General features: G+C 70.3%; 1 protein-coding gene. It reads right to left on the minus strand.

Annotated features, from left to right (window positions below):
* Nucleotides 1-148: 148 nt before the first annotated feature.
* Nucleotides 149-1,975 (minus strand): PhoX family phosphatase (locus tag G6030_RS13440; RefSeq protein WP_182643467.1); only part of this gene is annotated, 1,827 nt, incomplete at its 5' end.

The following is a 1,975-nucleotide window of genomic DNA, read 5'->3' on the forward strand; positions in this document are numbered from 1 at the left end:
GCGCGGCACCGGCCGTCGCGGCGCCGACTGCCGGGCGGTAGGCCGCGCCGGGCGGGTCGGGGCCCGCCGAGAAGAGGATCTCGCCTGTATCGCCCGAGTGGAATGGTGCGAAAATCTCTTCTCGACGGGGCCGCGGGGTCAGCGGCGGTCAGCGGCCGAGCGAGCCCATCGGCAGCGACCCCGAGCCCAGGGAACCCCCGCCCAGGGAGCCCGAGCCGAGCGAGCCCGTGCCGCCGGAGAAGCCGTCGCGCCAGGCCACGACCGTTGACGGACGCGGCTGGGAGTCGCCGCCGTCGGGCCAGTGCGAGGCCGGGTTCTCGATCGACGCGCCGTCCATCTCGCCCGGGTGCTGGACGTTGACGATCGCGCGATCCTTGAACACCAGCGGACCGCAGGTCTCCGCCCCGATCGGGACCGTGAGGAACAGCTTGGTCTCACCGCGGTTCGGCCCCTCGGTGGCCACCGAGTAGAGGCCGTCGTTGAAGCCGAGTGCGTTCCCGTCCGTCGACACCCACAGTCCGCCGGCGGGGTCGAACGCGACGTTGTCCGGGCACGAGATCGGGCTGACCTTGGACTTGTCGAAGCCGCCGAAGTAGGAATCGGCCTCGGCGGGATCACCACACACGAGCAGCAGGTTCCAGCCGAAGGTGGTGCCTTCGTGGTCGTCGGTGATCTCGACGACCTGACCGTGCTTGTTGTTGTGCCGGGGGTTGGCCTCGTCGGCCGCGGCCCGGCCGGCGCCGCCGCGCTGGGAGTTGTTGGTCAGCGCCATGTACACCTTTCCGGTGGTGGGGCTGGGCTCCACGTCCTCGGGCCGGTCCATCTTGGTGGCGCCGACCTTGTCGCCGGCCATACGCGTGTGCACGGCGACCTGCTCGGTCGTCATGCCCTCGACGTGCGAGACGGCCTTGCCGTCGGCGTTGACGGTCATGAGCGGGATCCAGGTGCCGGAACCGTCGAATGCGCCGTCGGACGGCAAGGTGCCCGAGCCGTCGATCTCGGACGCGGGCGAGTTGCCGGAGAAGGTGGCCACGTAGAGGGTGCCCTCGTCGAGGATCCGCATGTTCTCGGCCCGCGCGGCCCGGGTGTTGCCGGGGACGATCCGGCGGCTGGAGACGAACTTGTAGAGGTAGTCGAAGCGCTCGTCGTCACCGGAGTAGGCCACGACGGTCCCGTTGGCGGTCACGTGGATGCTCGCGCCCTCGTGCTTGAAGCGGCCCATGGCCGAGTGCTTGACCGGCGTCGAGTCGGGATCCCAGGGATCGACCTCGACGACGTAGCCGAAGCGGTTGACCTCGTTGGGCTCCTTCGCCAGGTCGAAGCGGTCGTCGAACCGCTCCCACAGCCGGCCGGAGGGGGAGACGCTGATGCCGTAGCGGCTCAGCTGCGCGCGGCGCTCGGTGTCGGTGACCGAACCGGAGGTGCCGAAGTACTGGTTGAAGTTCTCCTCGCCGGAGAGCACGGTGCCCCACGGGGTGTGCCCGCCCGCGCAGTTGTTCAGCGTGCCCAGGACGCGCGTGCCGGTCGGGTCGGCGGTGGTCCGGGTGAGCGGGCCGACGGCGGGACCGCGCAGCTCGAACGGGGTGGTGGCGGTGATGCGACGGTTGTAGGAGCCCATGACGGGGTCGAGGCCGCCGTCGGAGGAGCGGGTGGCCAGCTCGACGACGGTCAGCCCGTGTGCGGCCCATGCGATCTCGACCTGCTCGCGGGTGGGGTTCGCGGAGTCGTAGCCACGGAACATCGTGGGCTCGGTGGTGTACTCGTGGTTGACGGTGAGCAGGTAGCGGCCGTCGCGGTCGTCCATCGGGAACATCACGGCGAGGTCGCAGTTGTAGCCGTACTGCATGGCCTGGGCGGCCGCGGTCTGGTTCTCGAAGTCAAACTCCGGGGCGCCGGGCAGCACGGGGTCGCCCCAGCGGATCACGACGTCACTGGAGTAGCCCTCGGGGACGGTCACAGCGTCGGCCTTGTTGGG

Origin of the sequence: Dietzia sp. E1, assembly GCF_014145015.1 — a bacterium.
GTDB lineage: Bacteria > Actinomycetota > Actinomycetes > Mycobacteriales > Mycobacteriaceae > Dietzia > Dietzia cinnamea_A.